The organism is Pseudomonas sp. R3.Fl (assembly GCF_023516765.1).
Taxonomy (GTDB): Bacteria; Pseudomonadota; Gammaproteobacteria; order Pseudomonadales; family Pseudomonadaceae; genus Pseudomonas; species Pseudomonas citronellolis.
Window position 1 is genome coordinate 5,454,514 of record NZ_JAMGSO010000001.1, and the last position, 15,686, is coordinate 5,470,199.

The window sequence follows — 15,686 nt, forward strand, 5'->3', positions numbered from 1 at the left end:
CCATGCCCGCCAGAATCCTGCTCGTCGAAGACGACCGCGCCCTGCGCGAAGCCCTCTCCGATACCCTGCTGATCGGCGGCTGCGAGTTCACCGCCGTGGACAGCGCCGAGGCGGCCCTGGTCGCCCTGCAGCGCGAGGCCTTCGGCCTGGTGGTCAGCGACGTCAACATGCCCGGCATGGACGGCCACCAGTTGCTCGGCCTGATCCGCGCCCGCTACCCGCAGCTGCCGGTGCTGCTGATGACCGCCTTCGGCGCCGTCGAGCGCGCCGTCGACGCCATGCGCCAGGGCGCTGCCGACTACCTGGTGAAACCCTTCGAGCCCAAGGTGCTGCTGGAGCTGGTGGCCCGCCACGCCCTGGGCCAGGCGCCCGTCGCCGAGGGCGAGGGGCCGGTGGCCGTGGAGCCGGCCAGCCGCCAGTTGCTGGAGCTGGCCGCGCGGGTGGCGCGCAGCGATTCCACCGTGCTGATCTCCGGCGAGTCCGGCACCGGCAAGGAAGTGCTGGCGCGCTACATCCACCAGCAGTCGCCGCGCGCCGGCAAGCCTTTCATCGCCATCAACTGCGCGGCCATTCCCGACAACATGCTCGAGGCCACCCTGTTCGGCCACGAGAAGGGCGCCTTCACCGGCGCCATCGCCGCGCAGCCGGGCAAGTTCGAGCTGGCCGACGGCGGCACCATTCTCCTCGACGAGATTTCCGAGATGCCCCTGGCGCTGCAGGCCAAGCTGCTGCGGGTGCTGCAGGAGCGCGAGGTGGAGCGCGTGGGGGCGCGCAAGCCGATCGAACTGGACATCCGCGTGCTGGCCACCACCAACCGCGACCTGCTCGGCGAGGTGGCGGCGGGGCGCTTCCGCGAGGACCTGTACTATCGCCTGTCGGTCTTCCCCCTGGCCTGGCGCGCCCTGCGCGAGCGCCCGGCGGACATCCTGCCGCTGGCCGAGCGCCTGTTGGCCAAGTACGTGAAGAAGATGAACCTGGGCGCGGTGAGCCTGGCCGCCGATGCTCGCGACGCCCTGCTGACGCACCCCTGGCCGGGCAACGTGCGCGAGCTGGACAACGCCATCCAGCGCGCGCTGATCCTGCAGCAGGGCGGCCAGGTCCGCGCCCTGGACCTGTGCCTGAACGCCCCCATCGGCATGGCGCCCGTAGCGCCCGTGATCCCCCTGGTGCAGCCCGCCCCGGTGGCGGCCGCCGCCAGCGCCGGAATTCCGTCGGCGCCCGCGGACAACGCCGGCGGCCTCGGCGAAGACCTGCGCCGCCGCGAGTTCCAGATGATCATCGACACCCTGCGCAGCGAACGTGGCCGCCGCAAGGAAGCCGCCGAACGCCTGGGCATCAGCCCGCGTACCCTGCGCTACAAGCTGGCGCAGATGCGTGACGCGGGGATGGATGTGGAGGCTTACCTGTACGCCAGCTGAGAGGCGCCGGTTTCCCCTGTTCGGGCCCGCTGTTCGCGGGCCTTTTCTTTGTGTGGTGAGGGGAGTTTCCCGTGGTGGTTTCAGCGCTTGCCGGCAGTCGTGACGGCGGTGGGTGGCGCAGGGTTCTGCTTTTCCATGGAGGAGGGGCAGGGCATGTCGAAGCCAACGGAATTCGCCCGGGGGCTGCGGCGTCGGCAAACCGACGCGGAGCGGCTGTTGTGGAGTCGTTTGCGGGATCGCCGGCTACTCGGCTGGAAATTCAGGCGTCAGGTGCCGCTGGGGCCGTATGTGGCGGATTTCTACTGTCATGAGCGGCAGTTGGTGGTGGAGTTGGATGGCGGGCAGCACCTGGGAAGTGCCGCGGATGTCGAGCGGGATGCCTGGTTGAGGGGCCAGGGGCTGCGGGTGTTGCGGTTCTGGAACCATGACGTGCTGGTGCGGACGGAGGGGGTGTTGGAGGCGATTCTGTTGGCATTGGAGCCTGGATAGAGCACCCTCACCCCAGCCCTCTCCCAGAGGGAGAGGGGGCCGTTCGGCGCGGCGATAGGCGATGGTTTTCTCCTGGCGCATAGGTGTGGCCGACACCGATGTTCCAGGCTGCATGCCTTGATTCGCACGGCAGAGGAGGGGCTCCCTCTCCCTCCGGGAGAGGGCTGGGGTGAGGGGCTCTTGCTCCCAATAGCCACATCCTACAAGTCCCCCTGAAACCTGGCACCCTTGTTGCAATCCCCTATGCCAAAGCGCCGCGGCGTCAAAAAAGCCGCGGCCCGTAGTCAGAGGGAAAGCAAATGAGTCAGGGTATCGAGTTCAACCGCCTGCTACTGGAAATGCGCTCCATGCAGATGGACGCCATGGCCAAGGCCAAGCCGGCCGCCTCGGCGCCGGCTGCCGTGGAGGGCGCGCCGAGCTTCTCGGACATGCTCGGCCAGGCGGTGAACAAGGTGAACTCCACCCAGCAGGCCGCCAGCGCGCTGGCCAATGCCTTCGAGGTGGGCCAGAGCAACGTCGACCTGACCGACGTGATGATCGCTTCGCAGAAGGCCAGCGTGTCCTTCCAGGCCATGACCCAGGTGCGCAACAAACTGGTCCAGGCCTACCAGGACATCATGCAGATGCCCATCTGAGCCACGGGGTAGGTAGATAGTTCATGGCCGAAGCCACTGTAGACAACCAGGTCCCCGCCAAAGCCGGCGCAGCCGAAATGCTGAAGAAGCCGCTGATGGGCCTGCAGTTCCTCGAAAGCCTCGCCGAGATGCCGGTGCTGCGCCAGGTCGGCCTGCTGGTCGGGTTGGCGGCGAGCATCGCCATCGGCTTCGGCATGGTGCTGTGGTCCCAGCAGCCGGACTACAAGCCGCTGTACGGCAGCCTCAACGGCGTCGACGCCAACAAGGTGGTCGAGACGCTGAACGCCGCCGACATCAACTACAAGGTCGACCCCAACTCCGGCGCCCTGCTGGTCAAGGCCGACGACCTCGGCCGCGCCCGCATCAAGGTGGCCGGCGCCGGCCTGACGCCCACCGACAGCAACGTCGGCTTCGAGATCCTCGACAAGGAACAGGCCCTGGGCACCAGCCAGTTCATGGAGGCGACCAATTACCGTCGCGGCCTGGAAGGCGAACTGGCGCGCACCATCTCCAGCCTGAACAACGTCAAGGCCGCCCGCGTGCACCTGGCCATCCCGAAGAGCTCGGTGTTCGTCCGCGACGAGCGCAAGCCCACCGCCTCGGTGCTGGTCGAGCTGTACCCGGGGCGCAGCCTGGAGCCCAGCCAGGTGCTGGCGATCGTCAACCTGGTGGCCACCAGCGTGCCGGAACTGGACAAGTCCCAGGTCACCGTGGTCGACCAGAAGGGCAACCTGCTCTCCGACCAGCAGGAGCTGTCCGAGCTGACCATGGCCGGCAAGCAGTTCGACTATTCCCGGCGCATGGAAAGCATGTTCACCCAGCGCGTGCACAGCATCCTGCAGCCGGTGCTGGGCGATGGCCGCTACAAGGCCGAGGTGTCCGCCGACGTCGACTTCAGCGCCGTGGAATCCACCGCCGAGTCCTACAACCCGGACCAGCCGGCCCTGCGCAGCGAGCAGGTGAACAACGAGGAACGCCAGAACAGCAACGGCCCGCAGGGCGTGCCGGGGGCGCTGTCGAACCAGCCGCCGGGCCCGGCCAGCGCGCCGCAGCAGACCGGCAAGAGCGCCGGCGGCGATTTCGTCGCCCCGGGCCAGCCGCTGAAGGACGCCAACGGCCAGACCATCATCGACCCGAAGACCGGCCGTCCGGTGTTGGCGCCGTACCCCACCGACAAGCGCGAGCAGAACACCCGCAACTACGAGCTGGACCGCTCCATCAGCTACACCAAGCAGCAGCAGGGCCGCCTGCGCCGGCTTTCCGTCGCGGTGGTGCTGGACGACCACATGGTCGCCGACGCCAAGACCGGCGAAGTCAGCCACAAGCCCTGGAGCGCCGACGAACTGGCGCGCTTCACCCGCCTGGTGCAGGACGCGGTGGGCTACGACGCCAGCCGCGGCGACAGCGTCAGCGTGATCAACGCGCCCTTCGCCCCGGAGCAGAACCTGGAGATCGCCTCGCCGCCGTTCTACTCGCAGCCCTGGTTCTGGGACATCGTCAAGCAGGTGCTGGGCATCGTCTTCATCCTGGTGCTGGTGTTCGGCGTGCTGCGCCCGGTGCTGAACAACCTCGCCGGCAACAAGAACAAGGCCCTGGTGGCCGGCGCCGGCGGCGGCGACATGGCCCTGGGCGAGATGGGCGGCCTGGAAGGCGAGCTGGCCGAGGACCGCGTCAGCCTGGGCGGCCCGCCGAGCATCCTGTTGCCCAGCCCCAGCGAGGGGTACGATGCGCAGCTGAACGCGATCAAGAGCCTGGTGGCTCAGGACCCGGGCCGCGTGGCCCAGGTAGTGAAGGATTGGATCAACTCCGATGAGTGATGCGGTATGAGCGAGACCCGGTTGAACGCCAAACTGACCAAGGTCGACAAGGCCGCCATTCTCCTGCTGTCCCTCGGCGAGACCGACGCGGCCCAGGTGCTGCGGCACATGGGCCCGAAGGAAGTGCAGAGGGTCGGCGTGGCCATGGCGCAGATGCGCAACGTGCATCGCGAGCAGGTCGAGCAGGTGATGAGCGAGTTCGTCGAGGTGGTCGGCGACCAGACCAGCCTGGGCGTCGGCGCCGACGGCTACATCCGCAAGATGCTCACCCAGGCCCTGGGCGAGGACAAGGCCAACAACCTCATCGACCGCATCCTGCTGGGCGGCAACACCAGCGGCCTGGACAGCCTGAAGTGGATGGAGCCGCGCGCCGTGGCCGACGTCATCCGCTACGAGCACCCGCAGATCCAGGCCATCGTCGTCGCCTACCTGGACCCGGACCAGGCCGCCGAAGTGCTCAGCCACTTCGACCACAAGGTGCGCCTGGACATCGTCCTGCGCGTGTCCTCGCTGAACACAGTGCAGCCCTCGGCGCTGAAGGAACTCAACCTGATCCTCGAGAAGCAGTTCGCCGGCAACGCCAACGCCACCCGCACCACCATGGGCGGGGTGAAGCGCGCGGCGGACATCATGAACTACCTCGACAGCTCGGTGGAAGGCGCCCTGATGGACGCCATCCGCGACGTCGACGAAGACCTCTCCGGGCAGATCGAGGACCTCATGTTCGTCTTCGACAACCTCGCCGACGTCGACGACCGCGGCATCCAGGCGCTGCTTCGAGAAGTCTCCTCGGACGTGCTGGTGCTGGCCCTCAAGGGCTCGGACGAGGGCATCCGCGAGAAGATCTTCCGCAACATGTCCAAGCGCGCCGCCGAACTGCTGCGCGACGACCTGGAGGCCCGCGGCCCGGTGCGCGTCAGCGAAGTGGAGGGCGCGCAGAAGGAAATCCTCACCATCGCCCGGCGCATGGCCGACTCCGGGGAGATCGTTCTCGGCGGCAAGGGTGGCGAGGAGATGATCTAAGTGAGTGGTCCCGCGAAACCCAAGGGCGAGGAACACGATGGCCTGATCCGCGCGCGCGACGTCGCCGGCTTCGACCGCTGGGCGTTGCCCAGCTTCGACCCGGTGGTGGAGCGGCCGCCGGAGCCTGCGCCCGAGCCGGAGGAGCCGGAAACCCCGGCGGTGGAGGAAGTCCCCGTCGAGGAAGTCAAACCGCTGACGCTCGAGGAGCTGGAAGCGATCCGCCAGGACGCCTACAACGAAGGCTTCGCCACCGGCGAGAAGGACGGCTTCCACGCCGGCCAGCTCAAGGCCCGGCAGGAGGCCGAGGCGGCGCTGCAGGAGCGCCTGGCCGGCCTGGAGACACTGATGGGCCAGCTGTTCGAGCCCATCGCCGAGCAGGACCTGCTGATCGAGCAGATGCTGGTCAACCTGGTCGGCCAGGTGGCGCGCCAGGTCATCCAGCGCGAGCTGGAGGGCGACTCCAGCCAGCTGCGCCAGGTATTGCGCGAGGCGCTCAAGCAACTGCCGATGGGCAGCGACAACGTGCGTATCCACGTCAATCCGCAGGACTTCGAGCTGGTCAAGGCGCTGCGCGACCGCCATGAGGAAAGCTGGCGCATCCTCGAGGACGAGCAGCTGCTGCCCGGCGGCTGCCGCATCGAGACCGAGCATTCGCGCATCGACGCCAGCATCGAGACGCGCCTGGCGCAGATCACCAAGCAACTCTTCGAGCAGCAGCGCGAGCAGGCCACCCACGCGCTGGAGCCGGACCTGCACATCGATCTGGACAAGCCCGATGCGCCTTGACCGGGTGAGTTTCGCCAAGCGCCTGGAAGGCTATATGGAAGCCGCCAAACTGCCGGCGCAGCCGGTGGTGGAGGGCCGCCTGCTGCGCATGGTCGGCCTGACCCTGGAGGCCGAGGGCCTGCAGGCGGCGGTGGGCAGCCGCTGCATGGTGATCAACGATAGCGGCTACCACTCGGTGCAGGTGGAGGCCGAGGTCATGGGCTTTTCCGGCAGCAAGATCTTCCTCATGCCGGTCGGCAGCCTCGCCGGCATCGCCCCCGGCGCCCGCGTGGTGCCGCTGCCCGACAGCAGCCGCCTGCCCATGGGCATGTCCATGCTCGGCCGGGTGCTCGACGGCGTCGGCCGCGCCCTGGACGGCAAGGGCGGGATGCGCGCCGAGGACTGGGTGCCGATGGACGGCCCGACCATCAACCCGCTCAAGCGCGAGCCGATCCACGAACCCATGGACGTCGGCATCCGCTCGATCAACTCGCTGCTCACCGTCGGCCGCGGCCAGCGCCTGGGCCTGTTCGCCGGCACCGGCGTGGGCAAGTCGGTGCTGCTGGGCATGATGACCAAGTACACCAAGGCCGACATCATCGTGGTCGGGCTGATCGGCGAACGGGGCCGCGAGGTGAAGGAATTCATCGAGCACATCCTCGGCGAGGAGGGCCTCAAGCGCTCGGTGGTGGTCGCATCCCCCGCCGACGACGCGCCGCTGATGCGCCTGCGCGCAGCCATGTACTGCACGCGCATCGCCGAATACTTCCGCGACAAGGGCAAGAACGTCCTGCTGCTGATGGACTCGCTGACGCGCTTCGCCCAGGCCCAGCGCGAGATCGCCCTGGCCATCGGCGAGCCGCCGGCGACCAAGGGCTACCCGCCATCGGTGTTCGCCCGCCTGCCGCGCCTGGTGGAACGCGCCGGCAACGGCGAGAAGGGCGGCGGCTCGATCACCGCCTTCTACACCGTGCTCAGCGAGGGGGACGACCAGCAGGACCCGATCGCCGACTCCGCCCGCGGCGTGCTCGACGGCCACTTCGTGCTGTCGCGCCGGCTGGCCGAGGAAGGCCATTACCCGGCCATCGACATCGAGGCCTCGATCAGCCGGGTGATGCCCCAGGTGGTCAGCCCCGAGCAGCTGCAGCACGCCCAGCGCTTCAAGCAGCTGTGGTCGCGCTACCAGCAGAGCCGCGACCTGATCAGCGTCGGCGCCTACGTCGCCGGCGGCGATGCCGAGACCGACCTGGCCATTCAGCGCTTCCCGGTGATGCGCCAGTTCCTCCGCCAGGGCCTGAACGAAAGCCAGAGCCTGGAAGACAGCGCCCAGCTGCTGGACGCCGTGCTGTCCGGCAAGGCCGGCTGAGGTTGCCGCATCATGCCTGAGGCCCGCCTGCCATGAATCGCCGCGCCGACCGTTTGGCTCCTGTCGTGGAAATGGCCCTGAAGGCCGAACGCGAGGCCGCGCGCCAGCTCGGCCAGGCGCAGAACCAACTGCTCCAGGCGCAGCGCAAGCTGGCCGAGCTGGAGCGTTTCCGCGCCGACTACCAGCAGCAGTGGATCGACCGCGGCCGCCAGGGCGTCAGCGGCCAGTGGCTGCTGGACTACCAACGCTTCCTGGCGCAGCTGGAAACCGCCGTGGAGCAGCAGAACCGCAGCCTGGCCTGGCACCAGGACGTGGTGGAGAAGGCGCGTGTCACCTGGTCGGAGAAGTACGCCCGCCTGGAAGGCCTGCGCAAGCTGGTGGAACGCTATCGCGAGGAAGCGCGGCTGCTGGCTGACAAACAGGAACAGAAGCAGCTCGACGAATTCGCCCAGCGCCTGCGGCCGCCGGTCTACTGAGCTAGGCTCAGCCCAGGTCCCCCGCCTGGAACGCCACGCATGCTGCTCAGCCGTACCCTGCTGCACACCCATCCGCGCCTGCTCCTCGCCTGCGCCGCCGGCCTGGCGCTGGGGCTGGCCTGCTACCACCTGCCGCCGCTGATGCGCACGCTGGTCGGCTGGAACGTCGCCGCCTGGGGCTATGTGCTGCTGATCACCGTGCTCGCCCTGCGCGCCGGGGCGGACCAGGTGCAGCGCCTGGCCGCCATCGAGGACGAGAACGCCCAGGCGGTGCTGGTGCTGGTCAGCGCCGCGGCCATCGCCAGCCTGGTGGCGATCGTCTATGAGCTGGCCGGCGCGCGCCAGCTGCCGGGGAGCGAGCGGCTGCTGCGCTACGCCTTCACCGGCAGCACGGTTTTGGGTTCCTGGTTCCTCATCGGGACCATCTTCGCCATGCACTACGCGCGCATGTTCTACACGGCGGCGGATGGCGAGGCGCCGCTGCAGTTCCCCGATCGCGGGCGGCAGCCGGACTACTGGGACTTCGCCTACTTCTCCTTCACCCTCAGCGTCGCCGTGCAGACCTCGGACGTGGCCATCGCCTCGCCGGCGCTGCGCCGGGTGGCCCTGGCGCAGTCGATCATCTGCTTCCTGTACAACACGGCGATCCTCGGCCTGAGCATCAACATCGCCGCCGGCATCCTCGGCTGACGCGCCTCAGTGGCGCCAGAAGGCCGGGGTGAACAGCACCAGCACGGTGAGGATCTCCAGGCGCCCGGCGAGCATGCCGGCGCACAGCAGCCACTTGGCGGTGTCCGGCAGCGGTGCGAAGTTGCCCGAGGGGCCGATCACCGGGCCCATCCCCGGGCCGACGCCGGAGACGGTGCTGGCGGCGCCGGTCAGCGCGGTCATCCAGTCCAGGCCGAGGAAGGTCAGGGCCAGGCCCAGGCCGCCGACGGTGGCGCCGAAGAAGAACGAGAAGGTCAGGATCGAACGCACGATCTCCTCGTCCAGGCGGTGGCCGTTGTAGCTCTGGCGCAGCACCGCGCGCGGGTGGATGAGTTGGTACAGGCTGGACTTGAGCAGGATGTAGGCGACCTGGAAGCGGAAGATCTTCAGGCCGCCGGCGGTGGAGCCGGAACAGCCGCCGATGAAGCCCAGGTAGAAGAACACCATGATCGAGAAATGGCCCCACAGGCTGTAGTCGCCCAGGGCGAAGCCGGTGGTGGTGACCACCGAGGTGACGTTCACCGCGACGATGCGCAAGGCGTCCTGCCAGGACAGGTCGGAGTTGAAGGCGTACCAGGTGCCCATCACCAGCCAGGTGAATACCAGCAGGCCGATGAAGCCGTGCACCTGGCTGTCCCTGAGCAGCGCCTTGCGATGGCCGCGCAGGGTGGCGACGTAGAGGGCGAAGGGCAGGCTGCCGAGGATCATGATCACCACCGCCACCCAGTGCACCGCCGGCTGGTGCCACTTGGCCAGGGACTGGTCGGAGGTGGAGAAACCGCCGGTGGAGATCGCCGACATGGCGTGGTTGAGCGAGTCGAACAGGCCCATGCCGGCCCACCACAGGCCCAGGGTGCCGAGGATGGTGATGCCGACGTACACCGCGACTATGTACTTGGCGACCATGTGCGAGCGCGGCATGACCTTGTCGCTGCGGTCCGAGGATTCGGTCTGGAACAGGCGCATGCCGCCGATGCGCAGCATCGGCAGGATCGCCACCGCCATGCCGATGAAGCCGATGCCGCCCAGCCAGTGCAGCATCGAGCGCCAGATGAGGATGCCCGGCGACATCTTGTCCAGCCCGGAAAGCACCGTCGAGCCGGTGGCGGTGATACCCGACATGCTCTCGAAGAAAGCGTCGGTGACGCTCATGTGGCGGGCGATGATGAAGGGCAGGGCGGAGAAGAAGCAGACGATCACCCAGCTCGACACCGTGAGCATGTACATGTCCCGCGGGCGCAGGTGGACCTGCTCGGGGCGGCCCGGCAGGACCAGCCCGAGGCCTGCGCTGAAGGTGATCAGGCTCGACCAGATGTAGGGCGAAAGCTCCTGCGGGCGGTGGTAGTAGAGCAGGGTGGCCATGGGCACCAGCATGGCCACCGCCAGGGTGATCAGGAACAGGCCGATGATGTATCCGAGGGTGCGTAGTGTCGGCAGCGCCATGAAGCGGACTCGATGGACATGAACCCTCCATTGTACCTGCCCTCGGCGCGATGCGCAGCGCGCCGGAGGGCTCTTCACAACGGCTGCGCAATCGCTAGAATCCTGCGCTGCCCGCCGGCGCTCGCCGGTTTCCTCTGGTGCATTCGCACATCATGTCCATCGACAATCCGTGTTTGAACTGTGGCGCCTGCTGCGCGCATTTCCGTGTGTCCTTCTACTGGGGCGAGTGCCGTTCCGCCGGCGGCAGCGTACCCGACGACCTGGTGGTGCAGGTCGGCCCGTACCATGCCGCCATGCGCGGCACCGAGGCCAAGCCGGTGCGCTGCGTGGGGTTGCTGGGCGAGGTCGGTTGCGGCGTGCGCTGCACGGTCTACGAGCAGCGCTCCAGCACCTGCCGGGAATTCGAGGCCTCCTGGGTCGACGGCCAGCACAACCCCAACTGCGACACGGCCCGCGCCGCCTACGGCCTGCCGCCGCTGACGCCGCCGCTGCAGCCGATCATCACGCCGTCGCCGGAGCGGGTGGCTTGACTGTGGGCGCATGACTTTGGACTCCCTGTAGGAGCGAGCTTGCTCACGAAGGGCGCTTGCCGGCGACTCCCGTGTTTCGGATTGACTCCCTTCCCTCTCCCCAACCCTCGGCTGCGCGCCCCGCCCTGAAGGGAGAGGGGGCTTGTCCGTGCCGAGAGAAGGAGTGGTTTCAGCCGGAGGCCTTCGGAATTGCCGGCTGACTCAGGACTGTCAAAACGCGCCGAACGGTCCCCTCTCCCTTCAGGGAGAGGGTTAGGGAGAGGGCGTTCTCAGGACGAACACCAGCGTTCGCCGATAGAACTGTTCGCGAGCAAGCTCGCTCCTATACGGATACGAAGCACCCTGGCTGCAGGTGAGCAGACAGATGAGAAGCCTTTGCGATTACAATGGCCGTCCTTGTGTGTACAGGAGGTAGCCCATGGAGGCCTACGAAGCGCTGGTCAACCGTGTATCCCATGCCCGCCTGGGCGAGCCGGCGCCCACTGCCGGGCAGCTCGAGCGGCTGTTCCGCGTCGCCTTGCGCGCGCCGGATCATGGGCAGTTGCGCCCGTGGCGCTTCCTCACGGTGGAGGGCGAGGCGCGCCAGCAGCTGGGCGAGTTGTTCGCCCGCGCGCTGAGCGCCGAGCAACCCGACGCCAGCCCCGAGGCGCTGGCCAAGGCCCGCGCCATGCCGTTGCGCGCGCCGACCCTGGTGGTGGCCATCGCGCGCCTGCAGGAGCACCCCAAGGTGCCGGAGATCGAGCAGATGCTGGCCGCCGGCTGTGCTGCCTACGGCATCGTCCAGGCGGCGTTCGTCGAGGGGCTGGGGGCCATGTGGCGCACCGGCGCCATGGCTTTCGATCCAGTCGTGCACCAGGGGCTGGGCCTGGCGGCCAACGAGCGCATCGTCGGCTTCATCTACCTGGGTACGCCCATGGGTGAGCTGCGCCAGCCGGCGCCGCTGGACCCGGCGGCCTTCGTCAGCGCCTGGCGGGGCTGAGCGGCAGGCTCAGGCGGACTTTCCAGCGCGCCCCGCCGGCCCGCCAGAGCAGCCGGCCGCCCTGCCAGGCGGCCAGGCGCTGGGCGGCGCGCAGGGCCCGGGGCAGCCAGCGCCGGGCCTGTTCGTCGGTGCCGCCGAGGTCCAGGCGCAGCAGGCCGCGCTCCAGGCGCGGTTCCAGCACGATGGCGGCGTCCTGCTGCCATTCCACCGCGGTATCCAGCAATTCATCCAGGGCTTCGTGCAGCGCCTGCGGCCAGCTGTGCAGCGGCCAGGTGCCGCCGCGCGGCAGGCTCAGGCGCAGTTCCGGCCAGCGGCGCCACCAGCGCTGCGCCAGCAGCCCCAGCTCCACCGCCAGCACCAGGCTCTGCGGCTCGTCCCGCGGGCGCTCGCGTGGCAGGCCGGCGGCCGCCAACGGCAGGGCCGGGGAGGGGGACGGCAGGTATTCGGCGGCTAGGTTCATGATCGGGCTCCGGGGTCAGGCGGCGTGGCGCGCCAGCGGTATTTCCAGGGTGGCGACGAAACCGCCGTCGGGATGATTGGCCAGGCGCAGGCGGCCGGCGTGGCGCTCCACCGCGCGGCGGGCGATGGCCAGGCCCAGACCGTGGCCGGGGCTGTCCTGGTTGGGCGCGCGGAAGAAGGGCTCGCCCAGCTGCGCCAGGTGTTCGGCGTCGGCTCCCGGGCCATGGTCGCGGACGCGGACGCGCAGCACCGCTCCGTCGCTGTCGGCCTCCACTTCCAGCGGCTTGTCCGTCGGGTTGAAGCGCAGGGCGTTGCGCAGCAGGTTGTCCAGCGCCCGTTCGAGCATGTCGGGCCAGCCGTCCAGGGCCAGGTTGGCGGGGACCTGCAACTGGATGTGCTGTTCCGGGGCGAGCAACTGGGCATCCTCGCGCAGGCGTTCGAGCAGCGGCAGCAGTTCGACGCGGCTGGTCGGCCCGGGCTCGGCGTCCAGGCGGGCGAGGGCAAGGATTTCGGCGATCAGCGCTTCCAGGCGGTCGCACTCCTGCTCCAGGCGCGGCCACATGCTGGCGCGCTGTTCGGGGCTGGCGCGCTCGGCCAGGGCCAGGGCGATGCGCAGGCGCGCCAGCGGCGAACGCAGTTCGTGGGAAACGTCGCGCAGCAGCTGGCGCTGGCTGCTGATCAGCCGTTGCAGGCGCGCGCCCATGCGGTTGAAGTCGCGGGCCAGCACGCCCAGCTCGTCGCCGCGGCGGGCCAGGCGCGCCAGGCTGTCCTGCTGGTAGGCGGTCTGCCCGAGGTCGTGCACGGCGCGGCGCAGGCGGTTGAGCGGGCGGGTGATGGAAAGCGTCACCAGCAGGCTGAAGATGGTCAGCACCACCAGGGCGATGCCCAGCGCGCTGAGCGGCCACAACAGGCTGCCGCGGTGCCAGGCTTCCAGCGCGCCGTGGGGAATCCGGTAGATGAACAGATAGGTGTGGTCGCTGTCCGCGCTGGTGTATTCCTGGCTGAGCTGGCGCCAGGGGAAGCGCGGCAGGTTCCGGCGGTCGAAACCTTCGTCGTTGTTGCGCCGTGGCGGGCGCGGCAGGTAGGTGCCGTCGACCAGGCGCTGGCCGCTTTCGTCGAGCACCTGCACCGACAGGTCGTAGTCGCGGCGGCGTTGCTCCAGCAGCTGCTGGGCGGCGGCGGGACCCTGGTTTTCGTAGAGCCGCGTCCATTGCTGGGCGAGATCGTGCATGCCGGGGTAGCGGGCGATGATCCAGGTGTCCTGGTTCAGCGCGCGGCCGAGCAGGATGGACAGGCCGGCGACCAGCAGCAGGGCGAGCCAGAAGGCGGCGAGGATTCGCCAGAAGAGCGAGCGCATGGTCTTTCGGTTCAGTCGCATGTCCGTTTCGGGTCAGGGGCGCGGGCACGCCGAGGCGCCGGGGGTGAGCCCGGCGCCCGCGTGGCTGGCGCTATCAGTTGGTCTTGCCATCCTTCTGCGCTTTCCATTGCTGGAACTCGGCCCATTCGGCCTTGCGCTGTTCGCGCTGGGTCTTCAGCTCGTCGAACTTCTTCTGCTGTTCGGGCGTCAGGAGCGCGCGGATGTCCTTCTGCGTCTTGTCGTGGCTGGCCTTGAGTTCATCCTGCATGGCCTTGCGGTCAGCGGCGGACAGCTTGCTCAGGTACTTGTCGGTGATGTCGTGGCGGCTCTTCATCGAGTCGCCCATCAGCTTGCCGACCTGCTGGCGCTGTTCCTTGCTCAGGTTCAGCTCGCGCATCGGGCCGCCGCGGTCGCCGTGGCCGAAGCGCGGGCCGTGGCCGTCCATCATCGGGGCGCCGGCGGGCGGCGGGGGAACGTCGGTCGGCGCCGGGGTAGCGGCCATGGCCAGGGTCGGCAGGGCGGCGGCGAACATCAGTGCGGTGAGGGTCTTGCGCATGAATCTTCTCCTTTCGTGGACCGGTTTCTGAACCGGATGTGCCCAGTCTAGGGATGGCAAGGTCAAGGGCGGTCAGGGCCGGGTAAAGCTTCGGTAAAGATTGCGTCTACCGCTCTAGGGCGGGGTTCCCGGCCGTTCGCTCAGGGCGCGTAGAAGTAGCCGCGCCCGCGCAGGGCGAGGATGCGCGGACGCCCGTCCGGGTGCGCGCCGAGCTTCTTGCGCAGGTTGCTCACGTGCATGTCCAGGCTGCGGTCGTAGAGCGTCAGCTTGCGGCCCAGGGCGATCTGCGCCAGGGCCTGCTTGTCCAGCGGCTCGCCGGGCTGGCGCAGCAGCGCCTCGAGGATGCGGCTCTCGGACAGCGTCAGGCTGACCTCCTGGCCGGCGACGCTGGCCACGCCGCGGGCCAGGTTCAGGCTCAGGTCGCCGAGGTCGACCTGGGCGCTGGGCTGCGCTGGATGGCTGCGGCGCAGCACGGCGCGCAGGCGCGCGGTCAGTTCGCGCGGATCGCACGGCTTGGCCAGGTAGTCGTCGGCGCCCAGTTCCAGGCCGAGGATGCGGTCCAGCGGCTCGCCGCGGGCCGAGAGCATCAGCACCGGCAGGTCGGGGTGCTCGCTGCGCAGCTGCTTGAGCAGCTCCAGGCCGCTGCCGTCGGGCAGCATCACGTCCAGCACCACGGCGTCCGGCGTGCGGCTGGCCAGGGCGCTACGGGCCGCGCCGCCATCGTGGCTGGCGCGCACGCTGAAGCCTTCCTGGGTCAGCCAGGTGCACAGCAGTTCGCACAGTTCACGGTCGTCGTCGATCAGCAGCAGCTCACTCATTGCTCGGGCTTCTTTCAGTTGATCCATTCGCGCCGCCGGCGGCGACGGCCGCGGCTCAGGGCGCCGAGGACGAAGGCGACGAGGGCGACGGCGCCGCCGGTCGCGAACCAGGTCTGCTCGTCGCTGAGCAGGCGCGGCGGTTGTTGGGCCTGCAGCTCGCGCAATTGCAGCTTCAGGCGCTGGTTTTCCTGGCGCAGGTGGCCCACCACGGCGCTTTCCGCCCCTTGCAGCTGCGCGGCGAGGTCGGCGCGCTGCTTCTCGCTCTCGTCCAGGCGCTGTTGCAGTTGGGCGAAGTCGTCGCTGGCCGGGGCCGGCGCGGCAGTGGGAGCCGGCATGGCGCCGGGGTCGTCGGTGACGGGCTCCTCGCCGTGGGCGGCGAGCGGCAGGCTCAGGCAGAACAGCAGGGGCAGCAGATGACGTCGGGACATCGGAACTCCTTGTACGCTGATGAGCCGCCGGGCACCGCGCTCCGGGCGCTGTCCGGTCGCGGGGCCGGGCCTGTGTGTCCGGCCATGCGGCGCCGTCCGTACGCCGCCGCTCGCCGGTTTACGGCAGGACTTTCTTGAACGGCTTGACCACGACTTCGGCATAGACGCCGGCGGCGCGGTACGGGTCGGCATCGGCCCAGGCCTGGGCGGCGGCCAGCGACTCGAACTCGGCGACGATCAGGCTGCCGGTGAAGCCGGCCGCGCCCGGATCGGGGCTGTCGATCGCCGGGTGCGGCCCGGCCAGGACCAGGCGGCCCTCGTCCTTGAGCTGCTCGAGGCGGGCCAGGTGCGCCGGCCGCGCGGCCAGGCGGCGTTCTTGGGAAGCGGTGATGTCGCGGGCGATGATTGCGTAGAGCATG

Annotated in this window: 18 protein-coding genes; 11 read left to right on the forward strand and 7 right to left on the reverse strand. The window is 69.1% G+C overall.

Annotated elements, in window-relative coordinates; all coding sequences use genetic code 11:
- The first annotated feature begins 2 nt into the window (after positions 1–2).
- From fleR to M8R19_RS24120, 9 genes are all read left to right on the forward strand, one after another.
- Positions 3–1,418: a sigma-54-dependent response regulator transcription factor FleR gene (gene fleR / locus M8R19_RS24080; RefSeq protein WP_249919146.1), complete on the forward strand. Its 1,416-nt coding sequence runs from the start codon at positions 3–5 to the stop codon at positions 1,416–1,418.
- Between the two features lie 153 nt (positions 1,419–1,571).
- Positions 1,572–1,907, forward strand: coding sequence for an endonuclease domain-containing protein (locus M8R19_RS24085; protein WP_249919147.1), 336 nt, complete (start codon positions 1,572–1,574; stop codon positions 1,905–1,907).
- 299 nt (positions 1,908–2,206) lie between these two features.
- A complete protein-coding gene (gene fliE, locus M8R19_RS24090; protein WP_009620871.1) occupies positions 2,207–2,542 on the forward strand; it encodes a flagellar hook-basal body complex protein FliE in 336 nt (111 codons plus the stop codon).
- 23 nt (positions 2,543–2,565) lie between these two features.
- Positions 2,566–4,359 carry a flagellar basal-body MS-ring/collar protein FliF gene (fliF, locus tag M8R19_RS24095; RefSeq protein ID WP_249919148.1) on the forward strand — a complete coding sequence of 598 codons (1,794 nt, stop codon included), beginning with the start codon at positions 2,566–2,568 and terminating at the stop codon, positions 4,357–4,359.
- A 6-nt stretch (positions 4,360–4,365) separates the two neighbouring features.
- Positions 4,366–5,382 carry a flagellar motor switch protein FliG gene (gene fliG, locus M8R19_RS24100; RefSeq protein ID WP_009620873.1) on the forward strand — a complete coding sequence of 339 codons (1,017 nt, stop codon included), beginning with the start codon at positions 4,366–4,368 and terminating at the stop codon, positions 5,380–5,382.
- Positions 5,383–6,168, forward strand: a complete 786-nt coding sequence (gene fliH, locus M8R19_RS24105) for a flagellar assembly protein FliH (protein ID WP_249919149.1) — start codon at positions 5,383–5,385, stop codon at positions 6,166–6,168. It abuts the gene before it with no gap.
- Entirely contained in the window at positions 6,158–7,513 is a 1,356-nt protein-coding gene (gene fliI, locus M8R19_RS24110) for a flagellar protein export ATPase FliI (RefSeq protein WP_074976314.1), read from the forward strand. The genes fliH and fliI overlap by 11 nt, the downstream gene beginning before the upstream one ends.
- Positions 7,514–7,545: 32 nt before the next feature.
- Positions 7,546–7,989 carry a flagellar export protein FliJ gene (gene fliJ / locus M8R19_RS24115; RefSeq protein WP_043267636.1) on the forward strand — a complete coding sequence of 148 codons (444 nt, stop codon included), beginning with the start codon at positions 7,546–7,548 and terminating at the stop codon, positions 7,987–7,989.
- Between the two features lie 39 nt (positions 7,990–8,028).
- Positions 8,029–8,679: a DUF1345 domain-containing protein gene (locus M8R19_RS24120; RefSeq protein WP_058488820.1), complete on the forward strand. Its 651-nt coding sequence runs from the start codon at positions 8,029–8,031 to the stop codon at positions 8,677–8,679.
- 6 nt (positions 8,680–8,685) lie between these two features.
- Here the strand turns inward: M8R19_RS24120 and M8R19_RS24125 are convergent, their stop codons facing one another.
- Positions 8,686–10,140: a TrkH family potassium uptake protein gene (locus tag M8R19_RS24125; RefSeq protein ID WP_249919150.1), complete on the reverse strand. Its 1,455-nt coding sequence runs from the start codon at positions 10,138–10,140 to the stop codon at positions 8,686–8,688.
- Between the two features lie 152 nt (positions 10,141–10,292).
- Between M8R19_RS24125 and M8R19_RS24130 the strand changes: the two genes are divergently transcribed.
- Together M8R19_RS24130 and M8R19_RS24135 are read left to right on the forward strand one after the other, a co-directional pair.
- Complete coding sequence (locus M8R19_RS24130; protein ID WP_249919151.1) at positions 10,293–10,670, forward strand: YkgJ family cysteine cluster protein; 378 nt, start codon at positions 10,293–10,295, stop codon at positions 10,668–10,670.
- Positions 10,671–11,088: 418 nt separating this feature from the next.
- Entirely contained in the window at positions 11,089–11,649 is a 561-nt protein-coding gene (locus tag M8R19_RS24135) for a nitroreductase family protein (RefSeq protein ID WP_009620892.1), read from the forward strand.
- Here the strand turns inward: M8R19_RS24135 and M8R19_RS24140 are convergent.
- The 6 genes from M8R19_RS24140 to M8R19_RS24165 form a co-directional block, all read right to left on the reverse strand.
- Positions 11,630–12,109 (reverse strand): hypothetical protein, encoded by a 480-nt coding sequence (locus tag M8R19_RS24140; RefSeq protein ID WP_249919152.1) that lies wholly within the window; start codon positions 12,107–12,109, stop codon positions 11,630–11,632. The two genes, M8R19_RS24135 and M8R19_RS24140, sit on opposite strands and share 20 nt — an antisense overlap.
- A gap of 15 nt (positions 12,110–12,124) precedes the next feature.
- Positions 12,125–13,465 (reverse strand): sensor histidine kinase, encoded by a 1,341-nt coding sequence (locus M8R19_RS24145; protein ID WP_249920224.1) that lies wholly within the window; start codon positions 13,463–13,465, stop codon positions 12,125–12,127.
- A gap of 94 nt (positions 13,466–13,559) precedes the next feature.
- Positions 13,560–14,021 (reverse strand): Spy/CpxP family protein refolding chaperone, encoded by a 462-nt coding sequence (locus M8R19_RS24150; RefSeq protein WP_116425663.1) that lies wholly within the window; start codon positions 14,019–14,021, stop codon positions 13,560–13,562.
- A gap of 140 nt (positions 14,022–14,161) precedes the next feature.
- Positions 14,162–14,839, reverse strand: coding sequence for a response regulator transcription factor (locus tag M8R19_RS24155; protein ID WP_058488823.1), 678 nt, complete (start codon positions 14,837–14,839; stop codon positions 14,162–14,164).
- Positions 14,840–14,853: 14 nt separating this feature from the next.
- Complete coding sequence (locus tag M8R19_RS24160) at positions 14,854–15,267, reverse strand: SH3 domain-containing protein (protein WP_064582363.1); 414 nt, start codon at positions 15,265–15,267, stop codon at positions 14,854–14,856.
- 118 nt (positions 15,268–15,385) lie between these two features.
- Complete coding sequence (locus M8R19_RS24165) at positions 15,386–15,685, reverse strand: YciI family protein (RefSeq protein ID WP_043319343.1); 300 nt, start codon at positions 15,683–15,685, stop codon at positions 15,386–15,388.
- Position 15,686: the final 1 nt, after the last annotated feature.